The sequence below is a fragment of the Nocardia africana NBRC 100379 genome (assembly GCF_001612635.1).
Classification (GTDB): Bacteria; Actinomycetota; Actinomycetes; order Mycobacteriales; family Mycobacteriaceae; genus Nocardia; species Nocardia africana.
Genome location: NZ_BDAV01000008.1, coordinates 1 through 15,003, shown reverse-complemented (window position 1 = coordinate 15,003; position 15,003 = coordinate 1). Strand labels below are relative to the sequence as shown.

17 protein-coding genes are annotated in these 15,003 nt (G+C 70.4%); 4 read left to right on the top strand and 13 right to left on the bottom strand.

Going from position 1 to position 15,003, the window contains the following annotated elements:
- Positions 1 to 70: 70 nt before the first annotated feature.
- Positions 71 to 493: a Zn-ribbon domain-containing OB-fold protein gene (locus NA3_RS14015; protein ID WP_062964067.1), complete on the top strand. Its 423-nt coding sequence runs from the start codon at positions 71 to 73 to the stop codon at positions 491 to 493.
- Positions 486 to 1,685, top strand: a complete 1,200-nt coding sequence (locus NA3_RS14010) for a lipid-transfer protein (RefSeq protein WP_062964066.1) — start codon at positions 486 to 488, stop codon at positions 1,683 to 1,685. The genes NA3_RS14015 and NA3_RS14010 overlap by 8 nt, the downstream gene beginning before the upstream one ends.
- Positions 1,686 to 1,788: 103 nt before the next feature.
- On the opposite strand, the gene NA3_RS14005 is transcribed toward NA3_RS14010, so the two are convergent.
- From NA3_RS14005 to NA3_RS36905, 3 genes are read right to left on the bottom strand one after another with little or no spacing between them, the layout of a single operon-like run.
- The gene (locus NA3_RS14005) at positions 1,789 to 3,486 is read right to left on the bottom strand and encodes an aldehyde dehydrogenase family protein (RefSeq protein ID WP_062964065.1); all 1,698 of its coding nucleotides are present in this window, start codon (positions 3,484 to 3,486) and stop codon (positions 1,789 to 1,791) included.
- Entirely contained in the window at positions 3,483 to 5,045 is a 1,563-nt protein-coding gene (locus NA3_RS14000; RefSeq protein WP_062964064.1) for a GMC family oxidoreductase, read from the bottom strand. The genes NA3_RS14005 and NA3_RS14000 overlap by 4 nt, the downstream gene beginning before the upstream one ends.
- A 22-nt stretch (positions 5,046 to 5,067) precedes the next feature.
- Entirely contained in the window at positions 5,068 to 5,214 is a 147-nt protein-coding gene (locus NA3_RS36905) for a hypothetical protein (RefSeq protein WP_157126557.1), read from the bottom strand.
- 6 nt (positions 5,215 to 5,220) lie between these two features.
- Between NA3_RS36905 and NA3_RS13995 the strand changes: the two genes are divergently transcribed.
- Positions 5,221 to 6,396, top strand: a complete 1,176-nt coding sequence (locus NA3_RS13995) for a PucR family transcriptional regulator (protein ID WP_062964063.1) — start codon at positions 5,221 to 5,223, stop codon at positions 6,394 to 6,396.
- Positions 6,397 to 6,408: 12 nt separating this feature from the next.
- On the opposite strand, the gene NA3_RS13990 is transcribed toward NA3_RS13995, so the two are convergent.
- On the bottom strand, positions 6,409 to 6,759 hold the full coding sequence (locus NA3_RS13990; protein WP_227995091.1) for a hypothetical protein: 351 nt from the start codon (positions 6,757 to 6,759) through the stop codon (positions 6,409 to 6,411).
- A 148-nt stretch (positions 6,760 to 6,907) separates the two neighbouring features.
- On the opposite strand from NA3_RS13990, the gene NA3_RS36900 reads away from it, so the two are divergent.
- Entirely contained in the window at positions 6,908 to 7,069 is a 162-nt protein-coding gene (locus NA3_RS36900) for a hypothetical protein (protein ID WP_157126556.1), read from the top strand.
- 73 nt (positions 7,070 to 7,142) lie between these two features.
- Here the strand turns inward: NA3_RS36900 and NA3_RS13985 are convergent, their stop codons facing one another.
- The 9 genes from NA3_RS13985 to NA3_RS13945 form a co-directional block, all read right to left on the bottom strand.
- Positions 7,143 to 7,817 carry a hypothetical protein gene (locus NA3_RS13985; RefSeq protein ID WP_062964062.1) on the bottom strand — a complete coding sequence of 225 codons (675 nt, stop codon included), beginning with the start codon at positions 7,815 to 7,817 and terminating at the stop codon, positions 7,143 to 7,145.
- A 95-nt stretch (positions 7,818 to 7,912) separates the two neighbouring features.
- Positions 7,913 to 8,227 carry a cold shock domain-containing protein gene (locus NA3_RS13980; protein WP_084491560.1) on the bottom strand — a complete coding sequence of 105 codons (315 nt, stop codon included), beginning with the start codon at positions 8,225 to 8,227 and terminating at the stop codon, positions 7,913 to 7,915.
- Positions 8,228 to 8,405: 178 nt separating this feature from the next.
- The gene (locus tag NA3_RS13975; protein ID WP_062964061.1) at positions 8,406 to 9,353 is read right to left on the bottom strand and encodes an ABC transporter substrate-binding protein; all 948 of its coding nucleotides are present in this window, start codon (positions 9,351 to 9,353) and stop codon (positions 8,406 to 8,408) included.
- Positions 9,354 to 9,387: 34 nt separating this feature from the next.
- Positions 9,388 to 10,095, bottom strand: a complete 708-nt coding sequence (locus NA3_RS13970) for a class II aldolase/adducin family protein (RefSeq protein WP_062964060.1) — start codon at positions 10,093 to 10,095, stop codon at positions 9,388 to 9,390.
- Between the two features lie 7 nt (positions 10,096 to 10,102).
- The gene (locus NA3_RS13965) at positions 10,103 to 11,272 is read right to left on the bottom strand and encodes an LLM class flavin-dependent oxidoreductase (RefSeq protein WP_062964059.1); all 1,170 of its coding nucleotides are present in this window, start codon (positions 11,270 to 11,272) and stop codon (positions 10,103 to 10,105) included.
- On the bottom strand, positions 11,269 to 12,399 hold the full coding sequence (locus tag NA3_RS13960; RefSeq protein ID WP_062964058.1) for an LLM class flavin-dependent oxidoreductase: 1,131 nt from the start codon (positions 12,397 to 12,399) through the stop codon (positions 11,269 to 11,271). The genes NA3_RS13965 and NA3_RS13960 overlap by 4 nt, the downstream gene beginning before the upstream one ends.
- Positions 12,396 to 13,421, bottom strand: coding sequence for an ABC transporter substrate-binding protein (locus tag NA3_RS13955; protein WP_062964057.1), 1,026 nt, complete (start codon positions 13,419 to 13,421; stop codon positions 12,396 to 12,398). The genes NA3_RS13960 and NA3_RS13955 overlap by 4 nt, the downstream gene beginning before the upstream one ends.
- A complete protein-coding gene (locus NA3_RS13950) occupies positions 13,418 to 14,185 on the bottom strand; it encodes an ABC transporter ATP-binding protein (RefSeq protein ID WP_062964159.1) in 768 nt (255 codons plus the stop codon). Before NA3_RS13950 ends, NA3_RS13955 begins: the two co-directional genes overlap by 4 nt.
- The coding region (locus tag NA3_RS13945; RefSeq protein WP_062964056.1) for an ABC transporter permease at positions 14,182 to 15,003 on the bottom strand (822 nt) is incomplete at its 5' end. The genes NA3_RS13945 and NA3_RS13950, both read right to left, overlap by 4 nt.

Below are 15,003 nucleotides of genomic sequence, written 5' to 3'. Positions count from 1 at the left end.
CGGATTTCCTCGCCAAAATAGAACGTGTTCCTATATCGTCGGCGCTGTGCAGAAAGAACAACGCCCCGCCGTGGAAGGTTGGTTCACTGCGGACGACGGCACGGTACGTCTCCAGGGAAGTCGCTGCGATGTGTGCGGCACACCGTACTTCCCGCGGAACACGCTGGCCTGCCGCAACCCGCAGTGTGCGAGTCCGAAGGACGGATCCGAGCTGGCCGAATACCTGTTCTCCACGCGAGGCCGGATCTGGTCGTACGCGGACGCCCGCTACAAACCGCCCGCGCCCTATGTCTCGCCGGATCCGTTCGAGCCCTACGTCGTCGCGGCGGTGGAGCTCGAGGAAGAGCAGATGGTGATTCTCGGGCAGGTCGTGCGCGGCCTCACCGTGGACGACCTGGCCGTCGGCATGCCGGTCGAACTGGCCCTCGGCGTGCTGTACGAGGACGAGGAAGCGGAACACACGGTGTGGATGTGGAGGCCGGTCGATGCCTGACAACGATCGCGATATCGCCGTCCTCGGTGCGGGTATGCACCAGTGGGGCAAATGGGGACGCAATTTCGTCGAATACGGCCTGGTGGCCGCGCGGGCGGCGCTGGCCGATGCCGGCGTCGACCACCGCGACGTCGGCTACATCGCCGGCGCGGACACGATCCGCAACGGCTACCCGGGATTCGTCTCGGGCGCGACGTTCGCCCAGGCGCTCGGCTGGTCCGGCGCCCGCATCTCGAGCAGCTACGCCGCCTGCGCCTCCGGCGCCCAGGCCATCGCCAACGCGCGCGCCCAGATTCTCGCCGGGCTGACCGACGTGGCGCTCGTGGTCGGTGCGGATGCCGCCCCGAAGGGGTTCTTCCAGCCGGTCGGCGGTGAACGCCGCGACGATCCGGACTGGTTGCGCTTCCACCTGCTCGGCGCCACCAATCCCATCTATTTCGCGTTGTACGCGCGCCGGCGGATGGCGTTGCACGGGGCCACGCTCGACGATTTCGCCGCCGTCAAGGTCAAGAACGCCAAGCACGGCCTGAACAACCCCTACGCCCGCTACCGCAAGGAGGTGGCGGCCGAGGAGGTCGCGGCGTCGGCGATCGTCTCGGATCCGTTGCGGCTGCTCGACATCTGCGCCACCAGCGACGGCGGCGCCGCGCTGGTGCTGACGTCGATGGATTACGCCCGCCGCCACGGCATTACCGATCCGGTCCGCATCCGGGCGCTGTCGACGGTCACGCCGACCTTCCCGAAAACGGTGCTCGATCTGCCGGATTTCGCGACCGACTCCGCCGTGGCCTTCGACACGCCCTCGCGGTCGTTCCGTTCCGCGATCGCGGATGCCGCCTACGAGGAGGCCGGACTCGGCCCCGCCGATCTGTCCTTCGCGGAGGTCTACGACCTGTCCACCGCGCTGGAGCTGGACTGGTACGAAGACATCGGGCTGTGCGAGATCGGCGGCGCCGAGGAGCTGTTGCGCAGCGGCGCGACCACTTTGGGTGGCCGCGTGCCGGTCAACCCCAGCGGTGGCCTGGCCTGCTTCGGTGAGGCCATCCCGGCGCAGGCGATCGCCCAGATCTGCGAACTCACCTGGCAGTTGCGCGGCCAGGCCGACGGTCGGCAGGTGGAGAACGCCCGCGCCGGTATCGCGGTGAACCAGGGCCTGTTCGGCCACGGTTCGGCGATCATCGCCACCCGCTGAACCGGCCGCCGCGCAGCGGCCTCGTCATCGAACGTCCGGCCCGCCGCCCTCCCGCGGCGGGCCGGTTTCGCGCGATGTTGCCGCCAGGGACGGGACGGTAGTGCTAGCCGCGCAGCGCGGAGGCGAAAATGCCCGGCAGCGAGGCGAATCCGGGCTTCGCCGCGAATCCGGTGAGCCGGCGCAGGGTCGTGGCGCCGGTGCGGTTGGTGACGAACCACGGCGGTTTCGGCGAGAGCGTGAACTCGCCGTGGGCGATCGACCGCGGCGCGGGCCGGAACGGTCCGTACACCACCGTGCGCTCGGGCTCGGGTATCAGCAGGGCGTTGTGCACGACACCGATACCGCTCTGGATATCGTCGAGGGTATGGCCGGGGAAGGCGCCCCAGGTGGCCCGTGCGGTCAGATACCCCAGCCCGGTCCAGGCGTTGACCGCGACCGTGCCGTAGCGCAATGCCGCGACGGCCGTGTCGAATTCGCTGCCGAGCCGGCGGATGGTGCGCGGATGCGCGATCAGATTGACCCCGAGGGTGCCCTCGAACTCGTCGTTGCACACCCGAACCGCCTCGGCGAGGAAACCGGCGGCAGCGCCGGGGATTTCGATCACGCCGAGGACCGGCGCGAAATATTCGGTGTGCAGGGCGGGCTCGCCGCGGGTGGGCGCCAGCCCCTCGATCAGGGTGCGCGGGCCGATCGCCTGGGCCTGCGGATAGGTCGTGCGCGCCGCGGCCACCCGGTCCTGGGAGCCGGGGTAGTAGTCCGCCCGCTGGGGCGCCCGCTCGATCGCGGCACGCAACTCGTCGAGGAAACGCTGCTTCTGCGGCCACTCGGCGCTGATGACGGCCACTTGCGCGGCGACACAGTTGTAGCCGTTGTTGTGCAGCCGCTGCGTCGCCAGATGTTCGGCCTGGAACCGCAGATCCGCGTTCGACCAGCGTCCCGGAACCACGATCGTCGGTGACACGCCGCCGAGTTCGCTGCTGATCGGCTTGTCCAGCAACGGTTTTCCGCTCGCCTTGCGCTGCGCGCCGGCGCCTCCGGTGCCCCAGACGATGGCGTCGTGGGTGGCCGCGCTGCCGGTCATGTGCACAGCGGTCACCGCGGGGTGATTCACCAGCGCCGCGCCGACGTCGGCGCCGCCGGTGAGGATGCGCACGAGCCCGCGCTCGATCGCCGGCGCGAAGATTCGCTCCAGCACCGGTAGCAGGGGATCGGTGATCGGATTGAGTTTCAGCGCGACGACGCGGTTGTCGGCGAACAACTGGTACAGCACATCCAGCGGCGCGATCGAAAAGATGTTGCCCGCGCCCAGCACCGCTCCGATGCCGCCGGTGTCGCCGGGTGTCCGCTGTCCCAGCCCCGCCCGCGCACGCAATGTCCGCGCGTCCACTCCGGGACGGGACCAGACCTCGGCACGAAAACCGTTGAGCAGCAGCCGATCGAACAGTCCGTGCGGGAACACGTCGACGGCCACCCGGCCGCCGGGCGCCGGGCGAATCGGATATCCGTCGATCGGGCTGCGCCCGTTCTCCAGCGCGCGCACACTCTCGGCGAGGGCCGTGGTGGCGGTGAGCAGCGAGTACGGTCCGCTCACCCACTCCTCACCCAGCAGCGGTGAATCCGCCGCCAGGCCTTTGATGCGGGCGGCGACGTCCACCCATTCCTGCGCGGATGCCGCGGTCGCGGCGTGCAGTTGCTCGAGCAGCCGCCGGCGCTGCGCCAGATCGGCGGCAGCCCAGGTCTTTTCGCCGACGCGCAAGGCGGCGATCGCCGTGTCGACGGTGGAGGTCAGCGCGCTGCTCATCGCACCGCCCCTTCGTGATCCGCGGCGATCAGATCGGCGGCCTTCTCGGCGATCATGATCGTCGGGGCGTTGGTGTTACCGCGTACGACGCTCGGCATGACCGAGGCGTCGGCGACCCGCACTCCCTCCAGTCCCCGCACCCGCAGCCGCGCGTCGACGACCGAGCCGATGGCGCAGGTCGAGGTCGGGTGGTAGAGCGTCTGGGCGGTGCGGCGCGCGAAGTCGAGCAGATCGTCGTCGGAATCGGATGCGGGAACGCTGAATTCGCCGGTGGTGACCTCGCGCAGGGCGGGCTGGGCGGCGAGGTCGAGTCCGATCCGCAAGCCGGCGATCATGGCGGCCCGGTCGGCCTCGGTGTCGAGGTAGTTGTGCCGGATGCGTGGTGCGGTCGCGGGATCGGCCGAGCGCAGCGTCACCTCACCCCGGCTGGTGGGGCTGATCACGCAGGGGCCGAATCCGAAGCCGTGCGCGACCGCCGGTCCCATGCCCTCGTCGTAGAACAGCGCGGGCGCCTGATGGAACTGCACATCCGGACCCGCCAGGCCCGGCCGGGTTTCGAAGAAGCCGCCCGCCTCGCCGACATTGGAGGTCAGCGGGCCGCGGCCTTCGGTCTGCAGCAGCGCGAGATTCTCCGGTGAGAGGGCGGTCATCAGCGATTCCCGATCGGTGTGGAAGTTCAGGAACACCGCCGGGTGATCCTGCAGGTTCTGCCCGACCGGGAGCTCGCGCAGCACCTCGATCCCGAAAGGCGCGATCGCGTCGGCGGGGCCGACACCGGACAGCAGCAGCAGGTGCGCCGAACCGTACGCACCGGCCGACAGCACCACCTCGCGCCGGGCGGTGATCAGCTCCGCCTCGGCGCCGCGGCCGATCAGCACGCCGGTCGCCCGGTCGCCGTCGAACACCACCTTGTGCGCGAGGGTGTCGGTGAAGACGGTCAGGTTCGGCCGCTCGAGGGCTGGATGCAGGTAGGCGACGGATGCGCTGCAGCGCATACCGTTTCGCTGAGTCAGCTGGTAGCGGCCCACGCCGATCTGCGTCGCCCCGTTGAAGTCGTCGTTGCGGCCGTAGCCGGCCTGTTCGGCCGCGGCGAGGAAGGCCTCGCCGAGCGGATTGAGGGAGCGGCCGTCACTGACCGACAGCGGGCCGCCGACACCGTGGTAGGCGTCCTTGCCGCGTTCGTTGTCCTCGGCCCGCAGGAAGTACGGCAGGACCTCGTCGTAGCTCCAGCCCTCGGCGCCGGCGGCAGCCCAGCCGTCGTAGTCGGCCCGCGCGCCGCGGATGTAGATCATCGCGTTCATCGAGCCGGAACCACCGAGCATGCGGCCGCGGGGCAGATAGGCGCGGCGCCCGTAGAGGCCCGCCTCGGGTTCGGTGTCGAGATCCCAGTCCAGCGGTCCCTTGAACAGAGCCGGGAACGCCACCGGAATGTGGATCTCCTCGGCGGTGTCGCGCGGCCCGGCCTCGATCAGGGCGACCTGGACCTCGGGATTCTCGGACAACCGGGCAGCCAGTACACAGCCGGCCGAACCCGCGCCTACGACGACGTAGTCGTACACGACGGCACCTCACTTCGATTCGCTACGAATGCGGGCCGATATGGCCCAGATCACTGTCGAAGTCGATGGTGCAGGCCGAGGCCCCGCCCTCACCATGTGCCCGAGTCGTCGGTTCGGTGGTGGCCAGTGTGCTCCAGCACACATCACGGGCCGCCGGCTTTCGTACCATCGACTCATGCCAACCCTGATCGAACCGGCCGCGGACGGGTCCGGAGCGGTCGCCCGCACCTTGCTCGAGGGGGTCGACGACCTCACGAGCGAACTGGTCGGGCGCATCCGCACCGGAGACCACGCCTACGCGGAGGTCACCGCCGTGCCGGAGGCGCTGCTGCGCGCGGCCGTGCACGACAATCTGGCCGCGGTACTCGGTCAGCTCGCCGGTGTGGGCGGGCGGCGGTTGCGTGCCGCCGCCGACGTCGGCCGCACCAAGGCCGAACTCGGGGTTCCGCTGGCGGCGCTCCTGCACGCCTATCGGCTGGCCGGCCGCCTGATCTGGGAACGCTCGCTCGCTACCGCCGGTGGCGATGTCGTGCTGCCGGCGCTGGGTTCGGAGATCCTGCGGCTGATCGACGACTATTCGAGTGCCGCCGCCAACGCCTACACCGGCTATCTGGCCGATCGCGCGGCCCGCGCCGACGCCGATCGCCGCGCACTACTGGACGCGCTGTTCCACGGGGAGATCGACGCGGCGGCGATATCGGAGATCGGCCGGACCCTGCATCTGCCCCGGACCGGTCTGTTCGTCGCGGTCCACGCCGACTCCGGTGTCCCCACCGTCGATCCGCTCCCGGGCGCCGAACGCCGGCTGCGCGTCGCCTATGTGAATTCGGTGTGGCTGCGGGATGGGGCAACCAGCGTCGGGCTGATCAGCCTCGGCAGTCCGCGCGCGCTGGAATCGTCGCTGGCCCGGCTCCGGCAGATCGCGGCCGGCCGGGTCGGCGTCAGCCGCGCCTTCTCCGCCGTGACGGGTACCGGTGCGGCCGTGCGCGAGGCAGAACTCGCCGCGCGCTGTGCCCGGCCCGGCACCTCGGCCGTCGTCAGCTACGGCAGCGCATCGGTGCCCCTGGTGCTGGCCCATGCGCCGGACGCGGCACGCGGACTCGCCCACGACATCCTCGGGGCCGTGCTCGAGCTGCCCTGTGAAGACCGCGACACCCTGCTCGACACTCTCGATCTGTGGTTCGACTGCGGCGGGTCCAATACCGAAGTGGCGCAACGTCTCAACTACCACCGCAACACGATCCACCAGCGTTTGCGCCGCATCGAGACCTTGACCGGGCGGCGCTGCTCGGACCCGAAATCCGCCGCCGAGCTGTACCTCGCGCTGCGCGCGATCCGGCTCGAGTCCTAGCAGCGGCTCCGCTCATCCCCAGGTGGCCTGGTCCGGCACGGTGGAGGTGAAAATCTCGTAGAAGTGCTGGCCCGGCAGCAGTTCGTTGATGTCGTGCCAGCGGCCGGCGGGATCGCGCTGGTAGTAGTGCTCCATCCCGGTGCCGTCGTCGTAGCAGACGATGCCGGCGGTGCCGAACGGACTCCAGTACACCTCGGCGCCCGGTCGCGGCGGTTCCAGGGGGGTACGGAACTGCTGGCTGCACGGTGTGATCACCGGGTGGTAGATGCTGGGCTGGGCAGCTGCGCTCGGCGCCAGTGCCGCGAGTCCGGCGGCCGAGACCGCGGCGGCGGTGACTACACGGCGGACGGTCAAATTCGGCAATTCTGCTCCTCGCCGGTCGGAAAAGAGTTCACTGGCCTGTGACGGCAACCCTACGGTCTCCCACGTGTGATGAAAAAGTGGTTTGGCAGGCCGCGATCGGGGTTTTCGGTAGTCAGCTGTGATCTTGGGGGAACGAGGAGTGAGCCGCATGCCGAGTAACAGAGATTCCGTATTCGTCGACGATGAAGCCGTGGCCGCGATGCCCGCCGAGCAGCCGGCCGCGGTGAGCTGGCCGGACCCCAGCCCCCTGGATTCGTGGTGGAACGACGTCATGGGGCTGTCGGCCGACCCGCCACGCCCCGCCGCCTGACCGGACGACGAGATCCCCGGCGCCGCAGGGGTTTCGACGCCGGCCGCCCCGGTGCGGGTGGCGGGGCGACCGGCTACCGCGCCGGTTCGGCGCCGCGGCCTTCGCGGCTGCCCCGGTAGGCGCTGCGCCGGATACGAGTGATGAACCGCGGGGCCAGGGCGACACCGGGCGGATGGTGCAGGGTCGGGTCGACGGCGTCCTCGGGAGGCGGGGCGATGGTTTCGGCGGTGAGCCGCAGATTCGCGAACGGTTCTTCGGGCCCGTTCAGTCGCCCGACCGTCAGCGTGAAACCGAGGCCGTGGGCGGTCGTGTATTCGCGCAGCGTAGCCAGGGAGGCGTCGGCAGGTTGATCGCCGTCCGGCCGGGCGAATATCCACTGCGGTGCGCCGCCGTCGAACCGGTAGGCCATGAGCGTCCCGTAGGTCGCGTGGCGCCACGACGGGACGGGGATCGCGAAGAATCGGGTCAGGGTGCCGGTGGGTGTGGACGCCAGAGCGAGGTCCCAGCGCCCGCCGGGCGTCCGCACGCGCAGCCCGATCCCCACGGCGTCCGGCAGCCGTCCCGGCAGGCCGAGGGCTTTGGACAGGCGCACCTCGACGTCGCGTTCTCCGTCCCCGAAATACCTCTCGAAGGCCGGGGCGGGGCGCAGGCGCCCACTGAACCAGAGTCCGCGCGGATGGAAGACGCGGGCGCGCCGGGCGCGGGCGACCAGCTCGAACGATTCCTCGACCAGGCGTTCGGCTTTCACATCTGTCGCTTTCGTCGTGACGGTCGGGTCTGGCCGGCGGCAGCCGACATCTGGCCGATACCCCGTCACGGCCGAGGTATTCGCGCGACCCGTGCTCAGAATTCGTCGCGGGCCTGCGGGTAGGGGAGGACCTGCGTGGCCTCGGGTCCGCCGCAGGTGTGGGTCACGGTGAAGACCACCGCTTGCCCGGGGCTGAGGGTTTTGTATCCCGGCATGTCGATCGTGCGATAGTCGACGAATACCGCATCACCGGAGGCGCTGGTGAGGTAGCCGAACCCCTTCTCGCCGTTGAACCACGCCACCTGCCCGCGCTGCCAGCCCGGCAGCTTCTCCTCGGCTGCCGTGAGGTGCGGATCCGGATGGGTCCGGTGCTCGGCGGGAACAACGGCGGGCGTCCAGGTCACGGTCATGCGCACACTCATTCCGGTCGCGGGTGGGCAACTGTTGTCGGCGACCGGCTTCCCGGTGCCGCCAGCCGCGATACCCGCCTCTTCCGGGGCCAAACAACCGCGCCGGCCGGTGCGTGCGCCGCGCACGCACGGCCACCGGACCGCCGGCGTGCACCGGCGGCCCGTCCGGGCGACTCCCTCAGCCGGCGGGTGCCGGTTCGTGCGCGGTGAGGAACTCCGCGATCGCCGGATCGACCGCGTCTCGCACCCGAATCTTCTTGGGCAGCAAACCGTTCGCATGCAGCAGGTCGGCCGCGTGCTGTTGCTCGTCGAGGAATTGCTCGGTGACCGGGCCGAGGCCGAACGGGCGGCCGCGCAGGGCGGCTTCCCAGGCGTCGAGGTCCGCGGTGCCGCCGCGGGCGACGATGTCGTCGACGAAGTATTGTGCTGCGGCGCGGGGGTTTTCGGCGATCCAGGCGTCGGATTCCCGCAGGGCGGTGGTGATCGCTTCCAGCGCCGGGCGGTTGGCTTCGGCGAAGTCGCGGCGGGTGAACCACAGTGAGGGGTGGCTGAAGACGGATTCGGTGTCGACGAGGGTGTGCAGCGGGGTGGCGGCCTCCACGGCGGTGAGGCCGGGATAGGCGCCGACCCAGGCGTCGAGGGTGCCGTCGAGCAGCAGGGCGCCGCCGTCGTGCACGTCGGTGTCCACCGGTTCGATATCGTTCCAGCCCAGGCCCGAGCGCTCCAGGGCGAACAGCAGCAGCGTGGTCTGCCAGGAGCCGTGGGCGATGCCGACTCGTTTACCTTTCAGATCGGCCACGGATTCGATGCCGTTGCCGGCCTTGGTGACCAGCCGGCCGTTCTCGATGCGCGGGCCGGAGATGCCGACGTAGACGATGTCGCGGTCGTTGCCGAGCGCGGTGATCGGCGGCGTGAAGCCGGTGCCGATGAAGTCGTAGCCGCCCGCGTCGAACAGGTAGTCCGAATGCAGCGACGGCAGTGCGGTTTTCACGTCGGCGCGGGGCGGCTGCGGCAGGTCGCGCAGGTCCACCCATTCCACGTCGGGCAGCGCGCGTTCCAGGATGCCGCGGTGGCGCAGGACGAACAGCGAATTGTTGTGCGGAAAATAGCCGACACGAACACTCATGGGGATGCTCCTCGGGAAAGTACGGAAGTAGGGGTCAGATCAGTCCGCGGCGGCGAGCCTCGTCCGCCAGCCCGGTGCGCCCCCACTGCACCGCCAGATTGGACTTGTCGAATTCGACGGAGCCGCCGAGGGTTTCGGCGATCGCCTGGTACTGCGCGCCCTCCTCCAGCAAGACGACCAGCTTCGCCAGGTCCAGCAGTCCGGCCCGGCCGATGACATTCGCGCCGCCGTTGGCCTCGAAGATGGCGATGAGATCGGGGTCGCGGTCCAGCTGATCGAGGATGAACTCGCCCGCGCCGATGCTGCGGTCGATGTGCGGCGGGATCTCTCGCGACAGCGTCAGCCGTTGCACGGCGGCGTAGCGGATCGGGAAGGTGCGGTGGGTCTGCGCCCAGCCGCCCAGCCACGGGCTGTGCACGTGCACGACGGAGGTGATTTCCGGGTGTGCGCGGAAGACCGCCGCGTAGCCGGTGACGAATCCCGCGGAACCGGCGCCCGACAGCACCTCTCCGTCGAACGTCGCGACGACCGGTCGCACGGTGCGGTCGTCGGCCCAGGGCCCGGGCTCGTTGAGCGCGACCGCGATCTCCGTGCCGGGGACGCGTTCGACGAAGTTGACGGTCCCGTTGCCGGCGACGGTGCCGGTTTCGCGGAACACCCGGAACGCCTTCTCGGCGTCGCGGGTGGCGGCGGCGACGAATGCGGTGACGGTGTCGTCGAGCCGGATTTCGGTGGTGGTCACGATTCTCCTAGTGGGCGGGCGTCAGTGCGGGGGTGGCATCGGGTGCGGTCAGGCGGGTTCGGCCGAGCAGCGGCAGCACTTCCTCGCCGACCCGGTAGGCCTCTTCCAGATGCGGGTTGCCGGCGAGGATGAAGGCGTCGACCCCGAGGTCGATCAGCTCGTCGAGGCGCTGGGCGACCTGTTCGTAGCTGCCGACCAGCCCGAAGGCGGGTCCGCCGCGGATCAGGCTGAATCCGCACCAGACGTTGGGTTGCACCTCGAGATCCCGGTAGCCGGTGATGGTTTCGGGGACCCAGCCCTTGATCCGCGCCGCTCCCACCGAATCGCCCTGGGCGGCGCGGTTGGCGGCCTCGCGGTCGACGAAGGCCCAGCCCTTGCGGATCTCCTCCCAGGCCGCCTCTTCGGTATGCCGGGCCAGGATGTCGATCCGGACCGCGAATTTCGGTGTGCGGCCGATCTTTTCGGCGTGGGCGCGCACGCCGTCGAATTTGGCGCGCAGGTCGCCGAAGGGCTCCAGCCAGGACAGGTAGTAGTCGGCGTGGCGTCCGGCGGCCTGCACCGCGGCGCCGGAGGACCCGGAGAAGTACACCTCCGGGAACGGTTGCCCGGCCAGGCCCGGCGGCAGGGCGGCGGCCTCGGTGTGGAAGAACCGGCCGTCGTGGGTGTACGGGCGCCCGTCCCACACCCCGCGCAGCACATCCAGGAATTCGCTGGTGCGGGCGTAGCGGTCGTCGTGAGAAACCTTGTCGCCCCACCACAATTGGGCCGGACCGCCGCCACCGCTGATGATGTTGTAGACGAGCCGCCCGCCGGTGGCGCGCTGCAGACTGGCCGACATGCGCGCGGCCTGCACGGGGTGCAGGAAGCCCGGCTGGAAGGCGACCATGAAGCGGTAGGTGGTGGTCTCGCGGGCCAGGGCGGCGGCGAAGGCCCACGGATCCTCGGTGACCGGGAACGAGGGCAGGAGCCCGCCCAGGAATCCGGCGGATTCGCTCGCTCGCGCGACGGCGGCGACGTGATCGATATAGCTGTAGCCGTCGAGTTCACCACCGCGCACGGCCGGGGCGATATTGCCCGGACCGTAGCCGGCGGCGTTGCCCCGGTTGTAGCGGCGCGGCGTGCGCAGCGAGGCGTGGTCGCCTTCCATACCGATGCGCCAGTAGATATCGATCGTCACAGCGCGACCTCCTTCAGGGTGCGTCCGGCCGGATCGGCCAGGAACAGCAGGTGCTCGCCGGCGCGGTGTATCTCCTCGATATACGGGTGCCCGGACAGCACGAGGGTGTCGAAACCCGTTGCGGCATAGACCTGCAACTGCCGGGCCACCTGCTCGTAACTGCCGACCAGACCGATGGCCTGCGGATACCCGAGCAGGTCGAATCCGGCCCAGCGGCCGTCGCCCAGCGCCAGCGATCGCGCGCCCGGCCCGTCCGGGCGCACCTCACGCCATTGCCGTTCCGCTCGCGCCCAGGCTTCCTCCTCGGTCTCGCGCGCGATGACCGGGAGCTCGAGTCCGGCGCGCACGGTGCGGCCGGTCTCGCCGGTGCGGGCGCGCAGCGCGGCCAGCTGTTCGCCCGGGCCGTCGGGGGATTCGGTGAACACGTGCACATCCCCGTGCCGCGCCGAAAGGTCCAGGGCCTCGGGCGAGGTGCCGGACAGGTAGACGGTCGGGAAGGGCAGGCCCGACAGCACACCGCGGAAACCGCCGTCGATCACGTCGTAGTAGTCGCCCGCGAAATCGAATCCGGTGCCCTGGAACCCGGCCGCCGGCACCGGTTCCCGGTTCCACACACCGCGTGCGACGGTGAGGAATTCCGCGGCGCGACGGTAGCGGTCGGCACCGGACACCCGGTCGCCGCGCGAGCACGCCTCCGCGTCGTCGGTGTCGACCGCCAGGCGCCAGCCCAGCCGCCCCGCCGACAGGCGCTGCAAGGTGACCGACACCTTCGCCGCGTAGACGGGAGTGCCGAAGGCGGGCTGGAATTCGACGATCACCCGGCTGTGCCGGGTGGCACGCAGCGCGCCGCCGGCGACGATCCACGATTCCTCGCCGAGCGGATCGTAGGGTGCGAGGACCCCGTCGAGTCCGGCCAGTTCGGCGGCGTCGATCACCTGGTGCAGGTCGTCGAAGGGGCCGAAGCGGCCGGGCCGAACATCGGTGGGTTCGCGATCGGGCACGCGATTACCGGTGTGCCCGCTCGCCGGGGTGGGCGCCGGGGCGCCGAAGCCACCGCGATGCCGCAGTTCCGGACGTGCGCGGCGGCCGTCACCGCGGCTGGGCAGCCGCCACAGATACTCGGTCATGCCGCCGCCCGTCCGGCCGCGACCAGCTCCCGTGCTCGGGCCAGGGGTTCCGGCGCGACCCACGAGTCGAGGTCGAAGTCGGCGGCGAGGAAGCCGTGGGTGTAGAGGAACTGTTTCTGCACGCCCAGGAGTTCGAGCCGTTCGTCGTCCAGGCTGGGATGCAGGCCGCGGTGGAAGTCCCCGCCGTAGGCGGCCACGACACCGTCGGGGCCGGACAGGGTTTCGCGTTGCAGTACCGCGCGGACGCCGTCGAGATTGCCGGCGGCCCAGTCGGCGGCGCGCAGACTCTGCGCGACGAAGTCGATCACCACCTCGGGCCGGGTGTCGAGCAGGTGCTGATGCACGGTGATGGGCCGCGGGGTGCCGTTGTTGACGCGCAGCCGCTTGCTGTCGGTGGCGTCGAGGTCGACGGCCACCCGCAGGCCGTGCTCGGCGGCCACCTCCTGGGCGCGTGCGCCCTTGACGTAGATCGCGTCGACCTCGCCGCGCAGCAGTTCCTCCGCGCCCCAGGTGACGCGGCCGGTCCGCTGCTGAACATCGGTGCGCACCTGTGGATCTCGTTCCACGCCGAGTTCGACCACGGTGACGTCGGCGAAGGTCAGACCGCCCAGCCGCAGGGCATTGCCGAAGCCGTGCAACGCCATGGCCCGCGGGAAGCTGCGGGCCTGATCCTGTGCCCATGCCGGAACACCGATGCGCAGACCGGCCAGCTCGGCCGGGGTGGCGACCGGTGAATCCGGGCCGACCAGGATGGCCTGCGATTCGTCGATCCAGGTCAGGCCGATCAGCCGGGTGGGCGAGCCCGCGGCGCGGGCGGCCAACGCGGGCACGTTGCCGCCTTCGCGCACCAGGCCGGGCAGCGCGTGGTCGAAGTGGAATCCGGCCAGTTCGGGCCCGGCGTCCTGCAGGACGCCGAAGGTGAGGCCGCTACGCTGCGCGGTTTCCCCGAGCCAGCCCAGGCTGTGCGCCAGACCGCTGGCCGTCGGGACGGGGCAGCGGGTGTACCAGAGGGTGTCGGTCATGAAATGCTCCGTGAGTTCGGGGAATTCGATGGACGGGTGTGCCCGACGCCGAGTTCGGCGAGCAGAGCCGCCTGGTAGCGCAGGGCGGCGGGGTCGGTCCGGTCGCGCGGCCGGGGCAGGTCGATATCGATGTCGACGGCGAAGCGGCCCCGGTTCAGCACGAGGATCCGGTCGGCCAGCCGGACCGCCTCGTCCACGTCGTGGGTCACCATCAGCACCGCTGGGCGATGCCGCTGCACCAGGTCGCCGACGAGGTCCTGCATCTGCAACCGGGTCAGGGCGTCGAGTGCGGCGAACGGTTCGTCCAGCAGCAGCAGTTCGGGCTCCCGGACCAGTGCGCGGGCGAGAGCGGCGCGCTGAGCTTCGCCGCCGGACAGGGTGGCCGGCCACTGCCGTGCCTTCCCGTCGAGTCCGACCTCGGCCAGGGCACGCAGGCCCGCCTCCCGGACCGGCTTGGAACGGCGTTGCCCGACAATCACATTCGCCAGGACCCGTTTGGACGGGATGAGCCGAGGCTCCTGGTAGACGGTGGTGCGGACCGCGGGAACCAGCACATCGCCCGCATCCGGGACCTCCAGGCCGGTGAGCAACCGCAGCAGCGTCGTCTTTCCGGTGCCGCTGGGGCCGAGCAGCACCACGAACTCACCGCGGCGGATGCTCAGCTCCACCCCGTCGAGAACGACTGTGTCGCCGAACGCTTTTCGCAGCCCGGAGAGGTGCACGGCCAGCGGTGCGCCGGTGCGTGTTTCGTCCACGGCGGTCATCGGATCGCCACCTGCCCGCGCCACGGCATCGCGAAGCGCTCGACCAGCCGCACCGCGCCGTCGAAGATCAGGCCCAGGACCGCGTAGAGCACGACGCACAGCACCATGTAGTCGGTGCGGTTGTATTCCTGCGCGAGGGTGACCAGATATCCGACGCCCTTGCTGGTGCCCACCTGTTCGGCCGCGATCAGGCCGGTGATACTGATGGAAAGGCAGACCCGCAGCGCCATCAGGATGCCGGGCAATGCCGAGGGCAGGATCACCTCCAGCACCAGGCGCGGCCCGGTCAGCCCGAAGCCGCGGGCGGCCTCCACCACCTTGCGGTCCACATTGCGCACGCCGAGATAGGTGTAGGCGTACATGGGCGCGACGGTGGCGACGGCGATGAGCAGCACCTTGTACAACTCGTCGATGCCGAACCAGGCGATGAACAACGGCACCAGCGCGAGGAACGGGACGGCGCGCACGATCTGCATCGTCGAATCGACCAATTCCTCACCGAGGCCGGACAATCCGGCCACCAAGCCGAGCAGCAGCCCGGCCGAGACGCCGAGCAGCACCCCGAGGCCGGCGCGGACGAAGGAGGCGAGCGCGAAATCGACCAGCTGTCCGTTGTTCACCAGTTCGGTGAACGCCGACCAGACCTTCGGCGGGCCGGCCAGCACCTCCGGCGACAGCGCGCCGGTCGCCGACCCGATCCACCAGCCGGCGAAGATCAGCACCGGAAGCAGGAAGCGCAGCGGCACCGACAGCCATGCGGGCCGGCGTTTCTCGATCCGGCCGCGCGGCGGGGCGAGCCGGCCCGCCGATGCGGCGGG

Coding starts and splice junctions, on each gene's coding strand:
- NA3_RS13980 (WP_084491560.1), bottom strand. CDS start 8,227: ATGACCGTGACCTGGACGCCCGCCGTTGTTCCCGCCGAGCACCGGACC.
- NA3_RS36905 (WP_157126557.1), bottom strand. CDS start 5,214: ATGGTACGAAAGCCGGCGGCCCGTGATGTGTGCTGGAGCACACTGGCC.
- NA3_RS13995 (WP_062964063.1), top strand. CDS start 5,221: ATGCCAACCCTGATCGAACCGGCCGCGGACGGGTCCGGAGCGGTCGCC.
- NA3_RS14010 (WP_062964066.1), top strand. CDS start 486: ATGCCTGACAACGATCGCGATATCGCCGTCCTCGGTGCGGGTATGCAC.
- NA3_RS13960 (WP_062964058.1), bottom strand. CDS start 12,399: ATGACCGAGTATCTGTGGCGGCTGCCCAGCCGCGGTGACGGCCGCCGC.
- NA3_RS13955 (WP_062964057.1), bottom strand. CDS start 13,421: ATGACCGACACCCTCTGGTACACCCGCTGCCCCGTCCCGACGGCCAGC.
- NA3_RS14005 (WP_062964065.1), bottom strand. CDS start 3,486: ATGAGCAGCGCGCTGACCTCCACCGTCGACACGGCGATCGCCGCCTTG.
- NA3_RS13950 (WP_062964159.1), bottom strand. CDS start 14,185: ATGACCGCCGTGGACGAAACACGCACCGGCGCACCGCTGGCCGTGCAC.
- NA3_RS13975 (WP_062964061.1), bottom strand. CDS start 9,353: ATGAGTGTTCGTGTCGGCTATTTTCCGCACAACAATTCGCTGTTCGTC.
- NA3_RS36900 (WP_157126556.1), top strand. CDS start 6,908: ATGCCGAGTAACAGAGATTCCGTATTCGTCGACGATGAAGCCGTGGCC.